Origin of the sequence: Sandaracinus amylolyticus (assembly GCF_021631985.1) — a bacterium.
Taxonomy (GTDB): Bacteria; Myxococcota_A; Polyangia; order Polyangiales; family Sandaracinaceae; genus Sandaracinus; species Sandaracinus amylolyticus_A.
In genome coordinates this window covers 9,136,656-9,152,630 of record NZ_CP070225.1, presented here as the reverse complement: position 1 = coordinate 9,152,630, position 15,975 = coordinate 9,136,656, and the positions used below count along the sequence as shown (strand labels likewise).

At 71.2% G+C, this 15,975-nt stretch carries 17 protein-coding genes; 7 read left to right on the top strand and 10 right to left on the bottom strand.

What is annotated here, in order from left to right; translation table 11 throughout:
- Window positions 1-2: 2 nt before the first annotated feature.
- The 5 genes from I5071_RS38860 to I5071_RS38840 all read right to left on the bottom strand — a co-directional run bounded on the left by I5071_RS38860 (window position 3) and on the right by I5071_RS38840 (window position 4,937).
- The gene (locus I5071_RS38860; RefSeq protein WP_236518442.1) at window positions 3-464 is read right to left on the bottom strand and encodes a hypothetical protein; all 462 of its coding nucleotides are present in this window, start codon (window positions 462-464) and stop codon (window positions 3-5) included.
- A 79-nt stretch (window positions 465-543) separates the two neighbouring features.
- Window positions 544-1,305, bottom strand: coding sequence for a VOC family protein (locus I5071_RS38855; RefSeq protein WP_236518441.1), 762 nt, complete (start codon window positions 1,303-1,305; stop codon window positions 544-546).
- A 213-nt stretch (window positions 1,306-1,518) separates the two neighbouring features.
- The gene (locus tag I5071_RS38850; RefSeq protein WP_236518440.1) at window positions 1,519-2,856 is read right to left on the bottom strand and encodes a flotillin family protein; all 1,338 of its coding nucleotides are present in this window, start codon (window positions 2,854-2,856) and stop codon (window positions 1,519-1,521) included.
- Window positions 2,857-2,859: 3 nt separating this feature from the next.
- Window positions 2,860-4,221 carry a flotillin family protein gene (locus tag I5071_RS38845; protein ID WP_236518439.1) on the bottom strand — a complete coding sequence of 454 codons (1,362 nt, stop codon included), beginning with the start codon at window positions 4,219-4,221 and terminating at the stop codon, window positions 2,860-2,862.
- Between the two features lie 128 nt (window positions 4,222-4,349).
- The gene (locus tag I5071_RS38840; RefSeq protein ID WP_236518438.1) at window positions 4,350-4,937 is read right to left on the bottom strand and encodes an NfeD family protein; all 588 of its coding nucleotides are present in this window, start codon (window positions 4,935-4,937) and stop codon (window positions 4,350-4,352) included.
- A 216-nt stretch (window positions 4,938-5,153) separates the two neighbouring features.
- On the opposite strand from I5071_RS38840, the gene I5071_RS38835 reads away from it, so the two are divergent.
- Window positions 5,154-5,807 carry a bifunctional 4-hydroxy-2-oxoglutarate aldolase/2-dehydro-3-deoxy-phosphogluconate aldolase gene (locus I5071_RS38835; RefSeq protein WP_236518437.1) on the top strand — a complete coding sequence of 218 codons (654 nt, stop codon included), beginning with the start codon at window positions 5,154-5,156 and terminating at the stop codon, window positions 5,805-5,807.
- Window positions 5,808-5,822: 15 nt separating this feature from the next.
- Here the strand turns inward: I5071_RS38835 and I5071_RS38830 are convergent, their stop codons facing one another.
- Window positions 5,823-6,371, bottom strand: coding sequence for a zinc finger Ran-binding domain-containing protein (locus I5071_RS38830; RefSeq protein WP_236518436.1), 549 nt, complete (start codon window positions 6,369-6,371; stop codon window positions 5,823-5,825).
- A 251-nt stretch (window positions 6,372-6,622) separates the two neighbouring features.
- Here I5071_RS38830 and I5071_RS38825 point away from each other — a divergent pair, with 251 nt between their 5' ends.
- The 3 genes from I5071_RS38825 to I5071_RS38815 all read left to right on the top strand — a co-directional run bounded on the left by I5071_RS38825 (window position 6,623) and on the right by I5071_RS38815 (window position 8,754).
- Window positions 6,623-6,913, top strand: coding sequence for a hypothetical protein (locus tag I5071_RS38825; RefSeq protein WP_236518435.1), 291 nt, complete (start codon window positions 6,623-6,625; stop codon window positions 6,911-6,913).
- Window positions 6,914-6,944: 31 nt separating this feature from the next.
- Window positions 6,945-7,733: an endonuclease/exonuclease/phosphatase family protein gene (locus I5071_RS38820; protein ID WP_236518434.1), complete on the top strand. Its 789-nt coding sequence runs from the start codon at window positions 6,945-6,947 to the stop codon at window positions 7,731-7,733.
- A gap of 184 nt (window positions 7,734-7,917) precedes the next feature.
- Window positions 7,918-8,754 carry a sigma-70 family RNA polymerase sigma factor gene (locus tag I5071_RS38815; RefSeq protein ID WP_075097731.1) on the top strand — a complete coding sequence of 279 codons (837 nt, stop codon included), beginning with the start codon at window positions 7,918-7,920 and terminating at the stop codon, window positions 8,752-8,754.
- A gap of 286 nt (window positions 8,755-9,040) precedes the next feature.
- Here the strand turns inward: I5071_RS38815 and I5071_RS38810 are convergent, their stop codons facing one another.
- A complete protein-coding gene (locus tag I5071_RS38810; RefSeq protein WP_236518433.1) occupies window positions 9,041-9,565 on the bottom strand; it encodes a response regulator in 525 nt (174 codons plus the stop codon).
- A gap of 73 nt (window positions 9,566-9,638) precedes the next feature.
- Window positions 9,639-9,902, bottom strand: a complete 264-nt coding sequence (locus tag I5071_RS38805; RefSeq protein ID WP_236518432.1) for a GlsB/YeaQ/YmgE family stress response membrane protein — start codon at window positions 9,900-9,902, stop codon at window positions 9,639-9,641.
- 224 nt (window positions 9,903-10,126) lie between these two features.
- On the opposite strand from I5071_RS38805, the gene I5071_RS38800 reads away from it, so the two are divergent.
- Window positions 10,127-10,762, top strand: a complete 636-nt coding sequence (locus I5071_RS38800) for a hypothetical protein (protein ID WP_236518431.1) — start codon at window positions 10,127-10,129, stop codon at window positions 10,760-10,762.
- Between the two features lie 106 nt (window positions 10,763-10,868).
- Here the strand turns inward: I5071_RS38800 and I5071_RS38795 are convergent, their stop codons facing one another.
- Together I5071_RS38795 and I5071_RS38790 are read right to left on the bottom strand one after the other, a co-directional pair.
- Entirely contained in the window at window positions 10,869-11,321 is a 453-nt protein-coding gene (locus I5071_RS38795) for a universal stress protein (protein ID WP_236518430.1), read from the bottom strand.
- Window positions 11,318-12,340, bottom strand: a complete 1,023-nt coding sequence (locus tag I5071_RS38790; protein WP_236518429.1) for a YihY/virulence factor BrkB family protein — start codon at window positions 12,338-12,340, stop codon at window positions 11,318-11,320. Before I5071_RS38790 ends, I5071_RS38795 begins: the two co-directional genes overlap by 4 nt.
- A 166-nt stretch (window positions 12,341-12,506) precedes the next feature.
- Between I5071_RS38790 and I5071_RS38785 the strand changes: the two genes are divergently transcribed.
- Both I5071_RS38785 and I5071_RS38780 read left to right on the top strand, forming a co-directional pair.
- A complete protein-coding gene (locus I5071_RS38785) occupies window positions 12,507-12,929 on the top strand; it encodes a hypothetical protein (protein ID WP_236518428.1) in 423 nt (140 codons plus the stop codon).
- A 209-nt stretch (window positions 12,930-13,138) separates the two neighbouring features.
- The gene (locus I5071_RS38780; RefSeq protein WP_236518427.1) at window positions 13,139-15,961 is read left to right on the top strand and encodes an ATP-binding protein; all 2,823 of its coding nucleotides are present in this window, start codon (window positions 13,139-13,141) and stop codon (window positions 15,959-15,961) included.
- Window positions 15,962-15,975: the final 14 nt, after the last annotated feature.

Below are 15,975 nucleotides of genomic sequence, written 5' to 3'. Positions count from 1 at the left end.
GCTCAGGGCGTCTTGGTGCGCGGCCACCAGCGACGACCGGGGCCGAACGGCTTCGTGCCCGCGGGCGATCGCAGCGACACGTGGGTGCGGATGTCGAGCACCAGCCCCGGCATCCCGCCGCCGTCGACGAGCTCGGCGAGCGTGGTGTCGAGGAACGTGTCGTAGATCTCCGCGCCGAACGCCGCCGCGCGGAACGTGGGCGCGCCGCGGAGCTCGCGCTCGAACCATCGCGCCGCGGCCTCGCGCGCCTCGGGCGTGACGAGGCGCGGATCGTCGCAGGTGCCGTAGCTCATGCCGACCGGCCAGAGCCCCACGAGCCACCCGCTCGGCGTCTCGCGCAACGTGATGTCGAGGACGAGCTCCCCGTGCTCGATCGGGATCGTGCGCCCGTGGAAGTGCGCGACGAAGGCTTCCGCTTCGTCGCGCGCTCCCAGGAACGCTGCGAGGTTGTAGTAGATGGCCACCGTTTCCCCCGCGATCGAGCGTACCGCGAGCGTGCGGTCGCATGCGATGCGCGGGGTACGCAGGCCGTGCGCGCGACGATCAGAATTGGGGCTGGAAGAGCCCGATGTGCGCGCCCGTCGGATCCTGGATGAACGTGATGCGACCGACGTTCGGCACCTCGATGAGCGGCACGACGATCTTCGCGCCGAGCTTCTCCGCCTTCGCGCGTGCGGTCTCGAGCGTCTCGACCACGACGTAGGTCGCCCACGACGGGGGCATGCCCTCCGCCTTGCCGAGGTCCGCGACGCCGTCCTCCATCCCCTTGCCGGTCGCGAACACGGTGCTGCTGCCGCCCGGCATCTGCGTCTCGATCCAGCCGAACACGCTCGTGTAGACCTTCTTCGCGCGCGCGAGATCCGAGGTCATGATCGACTCCCAGCAGAACTCACCGGGCTGCGGGCGGCCGCCGACCGGATCGTCGCTGACCGACTTGATCAGACCGATCACCGCGCCCGCGAAGTCCGCGACGATCGCGAGGCGACCGACCTCCGGCACGTCGGTCGGCGGCATCATCGTGGACCCACCCGCCTCGTTCATGCGCGCGACCGCGGCGTCGACGTCCTCGACCGACACGTAGCTCAGCCAGAACGGCGGGAACGGCGCGCCCTCCGGCTTCTTCATGATGCCGCCGATGCCCTTCTCGCCGACGTGCGCGATTGGATAGGGCGGCGCGCCCTCGCCCATCGGGAAGTCCACGAACCGCCATCCGAAGAGCGCCGAGTAGAAGGCCTGCGCCTTGTCGGCGTCGTCGGTCGTGAGCTCGCGCCAGACCACGCGACCGGGTGTCCGCTTCACGCTCATCACACGCTCCATCGCAGTGCCGCTCGCCCCCCACGGGCGCGGCGCGAGGATCGGTACCACACGAAGCGCGAAGGCCGCGCGCCCTCTCGAGCACGCGGCCTTCGTTCACTCACTCGTTGCTCTCAACAAATCGGCTCGCCCGCCGGCCCCTACCGTCCGCGCGCTTCGCGCGCTCCCGTCCGGGACCTGCGGGACGAGCACTCCCGCAAGGATTCAGCCGCTCTCGCCGCGGCGCGGCGCGACGCCGGGCGGCAGCGTGCGCCCGCTCGTCGGCGGGATCGTCGGCGGCTTCGGCGATCCGAACTTGTCGCGGAGGATCTCCGGCACGTCGAGCCCGGTCGCCGCCTTGATCTGCTCGCTCGTCGCGACGAGCTTGCCCGCGAGGCTCCCATCGCCGCCGCCGTTGCCGTGGCCCGGGCCGATCACGGTGAGGCGATCGATCTTGAGCTCACCGATCGTGCCCGTGATCTGACCGAGCATCGGCACGAGCTTCTGCATCAGCAGCACGTCGCGCCCGTTGGTCCCGCTGCCGCGATACGTCGCCGCGAGGTTCTTCAGCACGAACGCGGTCGCGCGCCCCTGCTCGACGATGCGCGCCGCCTCGGCCTTCGCGTTCTGCTCGGCCTTCTGACGCTGCGCTTCCGCAGGCTGGATGATGTCCGCCTGGAGCTGCAGCTTCACCTGCTCGATGCGCGCGTCCTGCATGCCGATCTCGGCCTGCGACTGCGCGATGAGCGCCTGCACCTCGGCCTGCTGCTCCGCGATCATCGCCTCGCGCTTGGTGCGCGCGTCGAGGATGCGTCGCTCGTTCTCCTTCGCCGCGACCTGCATCTGCGCGTCGAGCTTGGAGACCTCGGCCTCCATCGTGTTGCGCCACTTCTGCTCGGCCGCCTCGGCCTTGGTGCGCGCTTCGGCGATCTGCGCGTTGCGGCGCACCTGCGCGCTGAGCATCCGGCCGATCGCGTCGAGGTAGCCGACCTCGTCGGTCACGTTCTGGATCTTCAGCGTGTCGAGCACGAGCCCGATCGTCGAGAGATCGTGCTCCGCCTCTTCGGTGAGCTTCGCAGCGAACGCTTCCTTGTCCTGGTTGACCTGCTCGGGGGTCAGCGTCGCGAGCACGCCGCGCAGGTTGCCCTCGAGGGTCTCCTGCGCGATCTCCATGATCTCGTTGCGCGACTTGCCGAGGAAGCGCTCGACCACGTTGTGGATGAGCGGCTCTTCACCCGGCACCTTGATGTTCGCGACGCCCTGCACGGTGAGCGGGATGCCGCCCTTCGAGTAGGCGTTCTTCACCTGCAGCTCGATGATCATGTTCGTGAGATCCATCCGATCGACGGTCTCGAACAGCGGGATGCGGAACGTGCGGCCGCCCTTGATGAAGCGATATCCGATCGTCCTTCCGTCGGCGGTGGTCTGCTTGCCCCACCCCGAGAAGACGAGGACCTCGTTCGGGCCGCTCACGTAGAGCACGTTCTTGATGACGACGAGCATCGCGATCGCCGCGATGAGGCCGATGATCGCCAGCGCGAAGAGCGGAACGACGAACGCCATGGCTCAGGCCCTCCCCTGCGGCGCGCCGTTGCCGCGTCCATCACCACCGAGGATCGCCGGCACGTCGACGCCGGTCGTCTCGCGCAGCGCGCTCATCACCGCCGCGACCATCTTCGGGTAGGTCGCCGCGTAGCTCGCGAGCGCGCTCCCGTCGCCCTGGTCGAGCACGTTCACCTCGTCGACCGACACGTTCTCGAGCGAGCGCACGACCGTGCCGACGATCTCCTCGAGGTGCTGGATGACGTAGATCTCGCGCGCCTGCGGGCCCATCGACTGCCAGGCGTCGCTCATGAGCGCGAGGATCTCCGCCGCCGCGGCGCCGTTCTCCGCGGTGGGCGCGGCCGCGCCCTTCGCGAGGATCTGCTGCGCCTGGCGCTCGAACTCCGCGGGGATCACGACCTCGGCCTGGAGGCGTCGCGCCTCGAGCGCAGCGCGCACTTCCTGGAGCTGTCGCTCCGCCATCGCGCGTGCGGTCTTCGCCGCAGCCTCGGCCTCGCGCTCCACCGCCTGCGCTTCGCCTTCGAGGTTCGCCCTCAGCGTGCGGAGCTGGTTCTGCTTCTGTTGGATCGCCATCTGCGCGGTCGCGCGCGAGACCTCGGCGCGACGGTTCGCCTCGGCCTGCGCCTGCTGGGTCTCCTGCGCCGCCTGCGACTCGGCGTTCTCCGCGTCACGCAGCGCCGCTGCGATCACCGGACGACCGATCGAGTCGAGGTACCCGGTCTGATCGCTGACGCTCTGGATCTTCAGCGTGTCGAGGCCGAGCCCGAGCTTCTGCAGATCGTCCTCCGCCGCGTGGATCAGCTTGTCGGCGAACTTGAGGCGATCCTCGTTCACCTCTTCGGGCGAGAGCTGCGCGAGCACCTCGCGCAGCGCGCCCTCGAGCGTCTGCTGCGCGACAACCTGGATGTCGCGCTGGCCGCGACCGAGGAAGCGCTCCACCGCGTTGCGGATCCACCGCATGTCGCTGTGGATCTTCACGTTCGCGATCGCGTGGATCTTCAGCGGGATGTTGCCCCGCGAGTAGGCGTTCTCGACGACGATGTCGATCGGGATGATCGTCATGTCGAGGCGATCGACCTTCTCGAGGATCGGGATGCGGAAGGCGCGATGCCCGCCCTTCACGATGCGGTACCCGAGCTCGGTCCCGTCCTCCATCTTGTAGCGCTTGCCGCTGAACACGAGCGCTTCGTTCGGCTGCGCGACGTAGAGGAACTGCTTCACGATCTGGATCAGCACGAGGGTGCCGATCGCGATCACGATCGCAGCGCCGACGACCATCCAGAGCAACGACGGATCGATCGGGAACTGCTGCGCCTGGACCGGTGCGTACGGGTCCTGATAGGGCTGATATCCGTACTGCTGCATTCTCTCGCTCTCCCTCCGATCGAGCACCTCGCACCGCGGCGCAGACCCCCCCGCGCGCGCGGCCGCCCCGACTGCCGGCAGGCAGCCGAGAGCGTAGACGATCAACGCGCCGTGCTGGGCGCGGAATTCTAGGCCTTGCTGAGACGGTCGGGCGTGAGGCGCGCGACCTTCGCGCGCGTGCCCTCCATCTCGACCACGATGACTTCTTCGTCGAGCACGAACGACGCGCCGTCGATCGGCACCGCGAGCAGATCCACCGTGCTGCCGCGCACCTCGACCCGGACCTTGCCGGTGCGCCCCGGGCCGAACGCGACGAGCACGCGCGCCGTCTTGCCGACGTAGTCCTGCGAGGTCGCGGCGCTGTTCGAGTCGTCGGCACGCACGCGACGCATCAGCCACACCGCGCCGCCGCCCGCGCCGAAGCCCATCGCGAGCGAGAGGATCGCCGCGACGATGGTGCTGGGCACCAGGCCGAGCCCGTCGAGCACGACGCCGGTCAGCCCGAAGAACGCGAGGAAGAAGGTCCAGAAGCGGAGCGAGAGGAACGCGACGAGGAACGTCTCGAACCCTCCCGGCGCATCGTGCCCGTCGGCGCTCGCCGCGCCCTCGGTGCCGTGCGATCCGCCGTCCGCGTGGCCATCGCCGCCGCCGAGCAGCATCGACGCGCCGAGCAGCACGCCCCCCAGCACCAGCGCGAATACGTAGACGTAGATCAACGGCCCCCCTCGGTGCTCCGGTGTACCAGCCTCGCGTCTCGGCGCTCAACCGGGGTCTTCGCGCCCACATTCCAACGTTTCGTGAAACGTTGAATCGTTCGCGGACGGATCGCCGCGAAGTGTCGGATCGTGCGGTCGCGCGAAGATACGCGCCGGATCGGCCCGTGATCCCCGCGGCTTGACCGTGCCGAGGGGCGCCGTGTACGCAGGGGCGCCATGTCGGACCCGCTCGACCTCCTGCGCGAGAAGCGACTCGCCGCGATCGTCCAGGCGCCCGAGCGCGCAGCGCTCATCGCGCGCGCCGAAGCGGCGGCCCGCGGCGGCATCACGCTCCTGGCGCTGCCGGTCTCGGTCCCCTTCGTCGCGGAGATCGCGGCCGAGATCGCAGATCGCACCGACGCGATGGTCGGGCTCTGCGAGGTCGTCGAGAGCGAGCACCTCAACGTGGCGCTCGCGGCCGGCGCGGAGTGGGTGATCTCGCCGGTGTTCGACGCCGAGCTGATCGCGGCGTGCCGCCAGCGCGGGCTCGGGATCGTGCCGAGCGTCGCGACGCCGAGCGAGCTGCTCGCCGCGAGCCGCGCGCACGAGGGTCCGATCGCGATCTATCCCGCAGGCGCGCTGGGCGGGCTCGACTACGTGGAGCGCCTCGCGCGGGTGCGTCCGAGCGTGCCGCTGGTCGCGGCGGGCGGCATCGGGCCGGACAACGGGCCGCAGTACCTCGAGGTGGGCGCCGCGGCGATCATCGTCGACGTCGGGCTCTTCCCCGCGGAGAACGACCCCGCGTCCCAGGAGATCATCGCGGTGCGCGCGAGCGCGCTGGTCGAGATGTGCGGGCTCGCGCAGCTCGGGATGCGCGCGTCGCGGCCCTGAGCTCGGGCGGGGAAATCAGCGCGCCCGGTGGCCGCGCGTCGCGCCCTGCACCTTCTCGCCGAGGAACGCGCCGAAGAGCGACACCATCACGCCGATGAGACCGCCGACCGTGTACGCCATGATCGAGGGGTCGAACCCGTCGCCGGGCGCGCCGGGCGTGCGCCACATCAGGTAGCTGATCGTCGGGATCGTCGCGATGACCGCGGCGAGCGCGGGCTCGAGGAACGTGCGGCCCGGCGAGACGTAGCCGACGACGATGCCGCCGATGAACCACGTCAGCGACGAGATGAGGATCCCCCACACGTTCTGGAACGGGTCGTACGCGGGGATCACGGCGGGCAGCACCGCGAGCGCGATCGCCTGGAACACGAAGTAGATCACGAACGCGATCGCGACCCACTTGAGCTCGAACCCCGTCTGCTGGTTCCTGCGGGCGGCCTCTTCCTCCGTCGAGTAGTCGGCGGAGACCGCCTCGAGCTTCGCGCCGCACGAGACGCAGCGCGTGGCATCGAACGCGTTCTTGAAGCCGCAGACGTGACAGACGATCGGGTCCTTCGAAGCCATCGAGGTCCTCTTCCTCTCGCGCCTTGCTCCACGATCGCGCGGAAGCACGGCGGAACGGGCCGCATTGTCGCGCTGCTACCCGTAGTTCCGCAACTCCGAAGCGAAACCGACGTGGCGCGGGGACCCTCGGCGTGGCGCGCTGCCCCCACGAACCGGGCTCCCGCGCGGGCAGTCCTCGCGCATCCGTGGGCGGCACCTCGCTTGCTCCGCACCGGAGCACCCGTTCGATACGGCGCAGGGGAGGTTCTGCGATGATCCACATCACGAAGACGATCGCGTCGATCGGCAATCGCCCCGGGGTCCGCAAAGCCGTCCGCTCGCTCCGCGCGGTCGGCGTGGGCAACGCGATCGCCGCCGTCGGCATCGTCCCGGTCGTCGGAACCGCGCTGATTCCCGGCGTGTTCGCCGCGGGCGCGTTGTTCGGCGCCGCGGCGGCGCTGGTCTTCACGCCGCGCACCCGCGAGGCGCTGAAGAAGGACATCGACGAGATGATCGAGCAGCTGCGCGCAGGCGGGCGCGACGGCGCGACGGCTCCGACCTGAGCGAGGTCCGCGCTCCCGCGGCGACGAGGCGATGACCGACGGCGACGTCGAGCTGATGCCGCACCCGCCGACGCTGCGCGTGATGACGTACAACGCGCACGGCTGCGTCGGCACCGACGGAGTGCGCGCGCTCGATCGCATCGCCGACGTGCTGCGCGCCTGCGACGCCGACGTGATCGGCCTGCAGGAGATCGACGTGGGGCGCACCCGCAGCGGTGGGCTCGATCAGGCCGAGGCGATCGCGGTGCGCCTCGGCATGAGCCACGTGTTCGGCGCCGCGCTCTACGACGGTCGCGGGCACTACGGCAACGCGGTGCTGTCGCGCCATCCGATCGAGCACGTGCGCACCGAGAAGCTGCCGACGTGGCGCGCGGTCAGCGAGCCGCGGTGCTTCGTGCACACCCGCGTCGCCGCGCCGGGCGGCGAGCTCGACGTGGTCGTGACGCACTTCGGGCTCGGCCCGGTCGAGCGCATGGGCCAGGCCCGCCACGTCGCGGCGGAGATCGAGCGGACGTCGTCGCCGCACACCGTGCTGCTCGGTGACTTCAACTGCGGGCGCGGGTCGATCGCGTACCGACGTCTGACGACGAAGCTCTCCGACGCGCAGCAGCTGGCGCGGCCGGGCTACGTCTGCGCCACGTACCCGTCGTGGCGACCGCTGCTGCGGATCGATCACGTCCTGGTGGGCGCCGGTCTCGAGGTCCTCGCCGCGGAGGTCCCCAACAAGGGTCTCGTTCGTGAGGCGTCGGACCATCTCCCGGTGGTCGTTGCCGTGCGCCGGGCGCGCGCGGTGGAGCGTGCGCGCGGACGCCTCGCATGAGGCGCGGTGCCACAGCAGGGAACACGCACTCAGGGCGTGTCTTTCGCGATCTCGACGTGATCTCGGCCCTCCGAGCCGTGGCACCAGCCGTGCAGAACGGCCCCGCGCACCCCCCGACGAACCCGATGGTTTCTCGATGCGCGCCGCCCCGGAGGCCCGCGCTCCTGCACGTCTCGGAGGAACGATGTCGATCCACAGCGCACGCGAAGGCTCCCTCGGCGCATACCTGCGCGCGGTCACCCGGATTCCCATGCTCACCCGCGAGGAGGAGCGCGATCTGGTGACGCGGATGAAGTCGACCGGCGAAGAGTCGCTGCGTCGCCGTCTCGTCGAGAGCCACCTGCGTCTGGTGGTGAAGATCGTGCGCGGCTACCCCGCGCTGCAGCGCTGCATGATGGACGCGATCCAGGAGGGCAACGTCGGCCTCCTCGTCGCGGCCGACCGTTTCGACCCCGAGCGCGGGGTGCTCTTCTCGACGTACGCGTCGCTCTGGATCCGCGCGTACGTGATCGCGTTCCTCCGCGATCGTCTGCGCGTGGTGCGCAGCTCGACGACCCGCGCGGGCCGTCGCCTCTTCTTCAACGTGGGCCGCGCGCATGCGTCGCTGCTCGCCGAGAACATCGAGCCGACGCGCGAGGCGATCGCGGAGCGCCTCGGGGTGGACGCGAGCGAGGTCGAGTCGCTGCTCGCGCGCCTCGAGAACCGCGACGTGAGCCTGAGCGCGGCGACCGGTGACGGCAGCCGCCGCACGGTCGAGGACACGCTCGCGAACGATCTGCCGGGCCCGGAGGAGGTCGTGGCGGCGCACGAGGAGCGCGAGCGCGCGGTCTCGGCGATCAACCACTTCCGCCAGCAGCTGGGCGATCGTGATGCGTGCATCTTCGACCACCGCCTGGTCGCGGACGAGCCCGCGTCGCTGCGCGCGGTCGGGGAGCAGATCGGCGTGAGCGGCGAGCGCGTGCGCCAGCTCGAGCGCCGGCTCCGGGACCGTCTCGCGGATCATCTCCGCGCGTGCGCCTGATCGCGTCGAGACCCTGGTGAGTCGGTGAAGAAGCCCGCGTTCCCCTCTGGGGAACGCGGGCTTGGTGTTTGGACGGGGTCGGGGGCGGGGTCCGGGTCGGGACTGGAACGGGGGGACCGGCCGGGGGCGAGGACCGGACCGGGACGCGCCGGCTCCCGCTGGTGGCCGGAGAAAACGTCGGCGGCGCGGTCGCGTTCCGGGAGCGCCGGATCGGTCGCTGCCGCCTGGATCGTGTTCCGGCGGCGCGGGCTCGGTCGTTCCCGCAGTGGATCGCCTCCTGGCGGTTCTACGACCAGGGATCGCCGTCGTGTCGCGTCGGATCGCCTTCCACCGCTGGACGGCGATCCCGGGCCGTCTCGGGGCCGGACCCGGCCCGGTGTCCGTTCCGGTCCCGACCCGGACCCCGACCCCGTGCGGGCACCAGACACGCGATCGCGAGCACCAGATCGTCGGGCGCGAGTGGCTTGCGGACGTGCGCGTGGAAGCCGGCGCGTGCGGCTTCGTCGACGTGGTCGTCGTCGCCCAGCGCCGTCACCGCGAGCGCGGGCACGACCGCCGCGCGACCGCCACGCGCGCGCACTCGGCGCATCAGCTCGAAGCCGTCGAGCTCGGGCATCGACAGGTCGCTCACGATCACGTCGAACGACGCGCCCGCGTCGAGCGCGTCGAGCGCCGCGTGCGCCGAGCCGACGGCGTGCACGTCCGCGCCCGCCTCGCGCAGCGAGATGGCGTGGAGCTCGAGGATGTCGGGGTCGTCCTCGACGACGAGGACGTGGGCACCTTCGAGCGGCCTGACGGTCTTCACGATCATGGGGCCGTGCGCGTTGGCAAACGACGTTCCGTCGTGCGTCGCGTCCATCGGTGGGCGCGACGCACGGCGGAGATCACGCGAGCCGGCGCCGCGTGGCGAACATCATCACGACGAGCAGCAGGATCGCGCCGAGCACCGATCCGATGAAGCCCGCCGCGTGCACCTGCAGCGCCGAGTTGCCCGCGAGCAGGTTGCCGACGAGGCCACCGACGAACGAGCCCGCGACACCGAGGAGGATGGTGCCGGGGATGCTCATCGGCTGCGAGCCCGGCACGACCGCGCGCGCGATGCCGACTACGAGGCCGAAGACGATCCAGGTCACGATGGTGATCAACATGGGTCCTCCTGTCGCTCGCACGCCGCGCCTCCAGCGAGCGCGACGCGGCGAGCGCTGCCTCGTGCTCAGCAACGAAGAGGCCATCCGGGGACCTGCCGCGGCGCCACGCGGCACCTCGTCGCGACGGCGCACCGTGCCGCGGATCGACCGCGAAATCGCGCTCCATCCACGGGGGCACGCGTGCTGCACCGCCTCGCATCGGGAGCGGGAGGACGAGGGATCCCATGAAGCGCCACCACGCGACGAAGCGATCATGCGGCGCGACGCGACGCAGCGCGCGCGAAGCGATCACGATCGCGCTCGCGATGCTCGCGTCGCTGCTCGGTCCATCGCAGCGCGCGCACGCGCAGCAGTACTTCGAGCCACTGCCCGACGAGTACTACACCGACGATCGCGTGCGCTTCGCCGCCGACGGAATGCTCGGCGCGACGGTGGGCGACGAAGGTGGCCTCGGCGGCGGCGTGTCGATCCACATCGGGCTGCAGCTCAACGACATCGTCGCGACCTACGCGGTGCACCGGCTCTGGCTCGCCGACGTGATCGCGAGCGACGAGGGCGCGTTCGCGGTGTCGACGAACGCGATGGTGCTCGACCTGACGCTCTTCGAGCGCGTGCAGCTCGGCGCGGGCCCCTCGCTCGACGTCGGCATCGGCGGGCTCTGCGGCCAAGACGCGTCGCGCTGCGACGGGCTCTCGGATCTGCACCTCGGGATGGAGGCGCGGCTCGCGGTGTCGCTCGGCGATCGCACGCGGGCGCGACGGCGAGGGCTCGTGATCAGCGCGAACGTGCACCCGATCTTCGTCGATCGAGACACGACCGTCGTGATCGTGGGGCTCGCCGCCGGCTACCAGATGTTCTGAGCGAGTGTCGAACCATCGGCTCGCCGGCGCTGGGCCCTCCCGTCCGCGTGCGCGGCACGCTCCCGTGCGGGCCCTCCGCCAGCGAGCACTCCAGCTGGACCGATCGTCAGCTCTCGCGGTGGTGCGGCACGACGAGCACCGGGATCGGCGCGGTGCGCACGACGCGCTCGGCGGTGCTCCCGAGCAGCAGGTGCGCGAGCCCGGTGCGACCGTGGGTGCCCATCACGATCATCCCCGCGCCGATGCTCTGCGCGAGCTTCACGATCTCGCGCGCCGCGGTGCCGGTCACGACGTGCACGTGCGGCTCGAGGCAGAGCTGGGTCGCGAGCTGACGCAGGCTCGCGCTCGCCTCGCGCTGCATCTGCGGGAGCGGCGGGCCCATCATCTCCTGTGGCGCGAGGCCGATCTCGGGCACCGGCATCGCGGGCATCGGGAGCGGCACGACGTGCGCGAGGTGGACCTCGGCGCCCAGGTCGCGCGCGATCGACGCAGCGAAGCGCGCGGCCACCTCGGAGCTCGCGGAGAAGTCGACGGGACAGAGAATGGCCGCGATGTTCACGTGGTCCTCCGGCCCGTTCCCAGCACGGGCGATGCCACGCTCGGCGATGCACCGCGCCTCGGTCGTGCGCGCGGGAGCACGTCCGCCGCAGCTTCCTCCGCGACCCACGGCGGCGCGCGCTTGGTCGCGCGCACGCGCCCTCCGCGCATCGCCACCACGCGCGTGAGCTCCGCGCCGAACACCAGGATCTGCCCGGAGAACGAGAGCCAGAGCAGCACCGCGATCACCGAGCCCGCCGCGCCGTACGCGGCGCCGATGTCGACCCGCGCGAAGTACGCGCTCAGCATGGCGTTGCCGACGCTGAAGAGCAGCGCCGTGACCAGCGCGCCGATCCACGTCTCGTGCAGCTCGACGTGGCGATGCGGGGCGCGCCGGAACGCGAGCGCGAACGCGAGCGTGAGCACGCCGATCGAGAACAGCGCGTGCGCGCCGCGCAGCGCGAGGTGCACCGCGATCCCGCGATCCGCGAGCGAGACCGTGATCAGATCGAGCACCGTCTGCGCGACGAGCGAGCCCGCGATGACGAACCCGAAGCCGAGCACCAGGACGAACGAGACCACGCGCCGTCCGATCATCCAGCGCACCGCGCCGCGCACCGTCTCGTGCTCCCGCACCGGCACGTCCCACACCGCGTCGAGCGTCGACTCGAGCTGCGCGAACACGCGCGACGCACCGGCCGCGAAGAGCACGAGGCCGATCACCGTCGCCTCCGAGCTCGCCGCGCGCGCCTCGTCGGTCCACGCGCCCACCATCGCCGCGCCGCGCTCTCCGGCGAACCCTTCGATCACGCGCATCAGCTGCATGCGCGCGTTGCCCTCGCCGAAGACGATGCCGGCGATCGCGACCGCGACCACCAGCAAGGGCGCGATCGAGAGCAGCGTGTAGAACGCGAGCGCCGCGCCGAGCAGGCTGCCGCGGTGGCGGTGGAACGACTCGACCGCCTCGCGCACGACGCCGAAGAACGCGCGCGCCGCGCCGCGCACGCCCTCGCCGATCCCGGTGCGCACGCGGCGCCACATCGAGGCGTGCTCGGAGCAAGCACGATGCCCCCTCACGCCCGATCCGAGCGAGGCCACGCGCCTCACTTCGCACGTCTTCCGCCGGAAGCATCGCGCGCGATTCGCGTGGCACCCCCTCTGCAACTCGGTCCGGTCGACTGCTTTTCCGACGTCTCGCGGAGGACACGTGGAAACTCGGACCGTTCCTGCTCATGCGCCGCGCACCACGCGCAACGAGTCGATCACCCGATGGAGCCGCAGCGCGCGCCTCGTGCTCGGCATCGTGATGGCCGTGGTCATCGTGACGTTCGCGGTCTCCGCGCTCGCCGCGTTCGCGGTGCCCTCGCCGCCCGAGCACGTGAGCCTCATCCACTGGAGCCTCTTCGTCGCGACGTTCATGCAGTATCTGCTGTGCCTCTTCTTCATCTCGTTCGCGGCGCAGAACCCGCGCAGCGAGAACCGCGGGCTGTGGATCACCGGCATGGTGCTGCTGCCGTGGGGCATCCTGCCCGTGTACTGGTGGGCTCACGTCTGGAACGCTCCCTACGTCAGCGATCCGACGCACGACTACAACGTCCCGGGCGGCCAGCTGACGCCGCAGGCGGACTGATACCGTCTTTCCAGGATGCATCACGGGCCGAGACATTTTTCACCACCCGAGGCGGTGTGCCTCGGCAGTGATCCCGTCGCGCTGCCCTGATCCTCCGGGAAAGCGCGGCGTCCTCGCGTGGTGCGCGCCTTGCTGTGGCAGCGCCCCAGGTGCGTCGCGAATCGGTCACCGTTTCTCGGAAGGATCCGGGCCGGGGAGAGCACGTCGACGTGCTGGGCCCCCTCGCCGACGTCCTTCCGCACGTGGTGTGGGAGGCCGACCCGCGCGGTCAGCTCACCGCGGTCAACGCACGTTGGGTCGAGTACACGGGCGTCTGCACGGACGACGCGGTGCGGCTCGGCTGGCCCGCCGTGCTGCATCCCGACGACGTCGGCGCGAGACTGGGGACGCGGCCCGATGGATTCGGCGACACCCAGGTCTCGCGCGTCCGCGTGCGCCGTCGTGACGGTGCGTGGCGGTGGCACGAGCTCCGCGCGTGCGCAGTGCGCGAGAGCGACGGCACGCTGAGCCGTTGGGTGGGAACCCTGACCGACGTCCACGACGAGCGCAGCCCCGGCGAGACGACGTTGAGCGAACGACCCGACCGAACCGGCACGATCCAGCGCACGCCGCCGACGCACGAGCGCGCCATCCTCGACGCGCTGCTCGGGATGGCGCCGATCGGCATCGCGATCCTCGATCGCGAGCTGCGCTACCTCGAGGTGAACGACGTCCTCGCTCGCATGAACGGGCGCTCGCGCGACGCGCACCTCGGACGTCGGGTCGAGGAGATCATCGACGCCGAGAGCGCGGGGCGGGTCAAGCAGATCGTCCACGAGGTGCTGGCGTCGGGGCTGCCCTCTCCGCAGCTGCACGTGCGATGGCGCGGCGCGAGCGCGACGATCGACGGGCTCGCGAGCTTCGTCCCGGTGCGCTCGGGCGAGTCGCTGGTCGGCATCGCGGTGATCGTCGTCGACGTGACCGACGAGCGGCGCATGGCGGACGCGCTCGCCGAGAGCGAGCGTCGCTTCCGCACGGTCCAGGACGCGTCGCACGAGGGTTTCCTCGCGCTGCGCGCCGAGCGCGCGGACGGCGCCGGCGCGATCACACTGCGCTGCGTCTATGCGAACCACGCCGCGAGCGCGACGCTCGGGAGCGAGCGCACCATCGCGGGCGCGGATCTGCGCGAGGTGTGGCCGGAGATCGAGCAGTCGATCCTCTGGGGGCTGCTGATGCGCGTGCTCGACGGCGGCGAGGCGCAGAGCGTCGAGGTCGCGCGCCCGACGCGCGGGCCGGGCTCGTGGTTCCAGTGCTGGGTCGCGCCGCTCGGACCCGACGAGGTCGCGCTGCGCTTCGACGACATCACGGCGCGCAAGCGCGGCGAGCAGGCGCTCGCGATCGTCGGCGAGGTCACGCGCGCGCTCGGTGCATCGCTGGTGCGCGAGGAGATGCTGCAGGGCTTCGCGCGCTCGGTCGTGACCGAGATGGCCGACGTGTGCGCGGTGCACCTGCGCGACGCGACCGGACGCGTGCGCTGCATCGCGACCGCGGACTCGCGCACCGACTCGCCGGACACCCGCGCGATCGCCGATCTCTTCCGCGACGACGAGGGCGTGAAGCACGGGCTCGGCGTGGTGCTCCGCACCGGCAGCAGCGATCTCGTGCCCGAGGTGACGCCCGAGCTGCTGCGCTCGGCGGCGCGCGACGACGACGCGCGGCGCGCGCTCGAGGCGCTCGGGACGCGCGCCTGGATCTTCGTGCCGCTCTCGGTGCGCGGCGAGGTCGCCGGCGCGCTCACGCTCGAGTCGACCCGCTCGAGCCGTCCCTACGATCTCGCGGATCGCTTCATCGCGGAGGAGCTCGGCCGTCGCGTGTCCGCGGCGCTCGAGAACGTCCTGCTCTACGAAGAGGCGCAGCGCGCGAACGCGCTGAAGGACGAGTTCCTCTCGATCGTCTCCCACGAGCTGCGCACGCCGCTCTCGACGATCCTCGGGTGGTCGAAGCTGCTGATGGACGATCCCAAGCCCGCGCAGGAGCGCGTGCGCAAGGGGCTCGAGGTCATCCAGCGCAACGCGCAGGCGCAGGCCCGCATCGTCGACGACATCCTCGACACGTCGCGCATCCTCCGGAACAAGATCACGCTCGATCCGAAGGTCGTGCCGGTCTCGGGGCCGATGGAGGAGGCGGTCGATCTCGTGCGCAGCGGCGCGACCGAGCGCGGGATCGAGGTCGCGCTCGACGTCGATCGCGCGGCGACGGTGCGCGGCGATGCGATGCGCTTGCGCCAGATCTTCTTCCACCTGCTGACGAACGCGGTGAAGTTCACGCCACAGGGCGGGCGCGTCACCGCGCGTGTGGCGCGCGACGGGAACGCGACGATCGCGCAGGTGATCGACACCGGCGCGGGGATCGATCCTTCGTTCCTGCCCTTCTTGTTCGATCGCTTCCGCCAGGCGGACGCGAGCTCGACGCGTCGCCACGGCGGGCTCGGGCTGGGCCTCGCGATCGCGCGCAAGCTCGTCGAGCTGCACGGCGGGACGATCTCGGTGCAGAGCGAGGGGCTCGGGCGCGGCGCGACGTTCACGGTGCGCCTGCCCGACGGGCGCGCCTCGAGCGAGCCCGGCACGTCGCCCGGGATCAACATCGCCCCGCGCGCGAAGACGCCCGACCTCGTCGGCGTGCGGGTGCTGCTCGTCGACGATCACGACGACGCGCGCGAGCTCTACGGCTCGGTGCTCTCGCTGCGCGGCGCGCGCGTGACGCTCGCGGCATCGGCGGCGCAGGCGCGGGCGCGGCTCGCGGAGTCGCGCTTCGACATCCTCGTGAGCGACATCGCGATGCCCTACGAGGACGGGATCTCGCTCGTGAGCTTCGCGCTGCAGCACGACCCCGTGATGCGCGCGGTCGCGATCTCCGCGTTCTCGCAGCCCGACGACGTGCGGCGCGCGCTCGAGGCAGGGTTCGAGGCCTACCTGACGAAGCCGGTGGACACCCACGAGCTCGTCACGAAGGTCGCGGAGCTCTGCGACGTGCGGACGTCGTCGTACGGCTGATGCAGCACGACCGA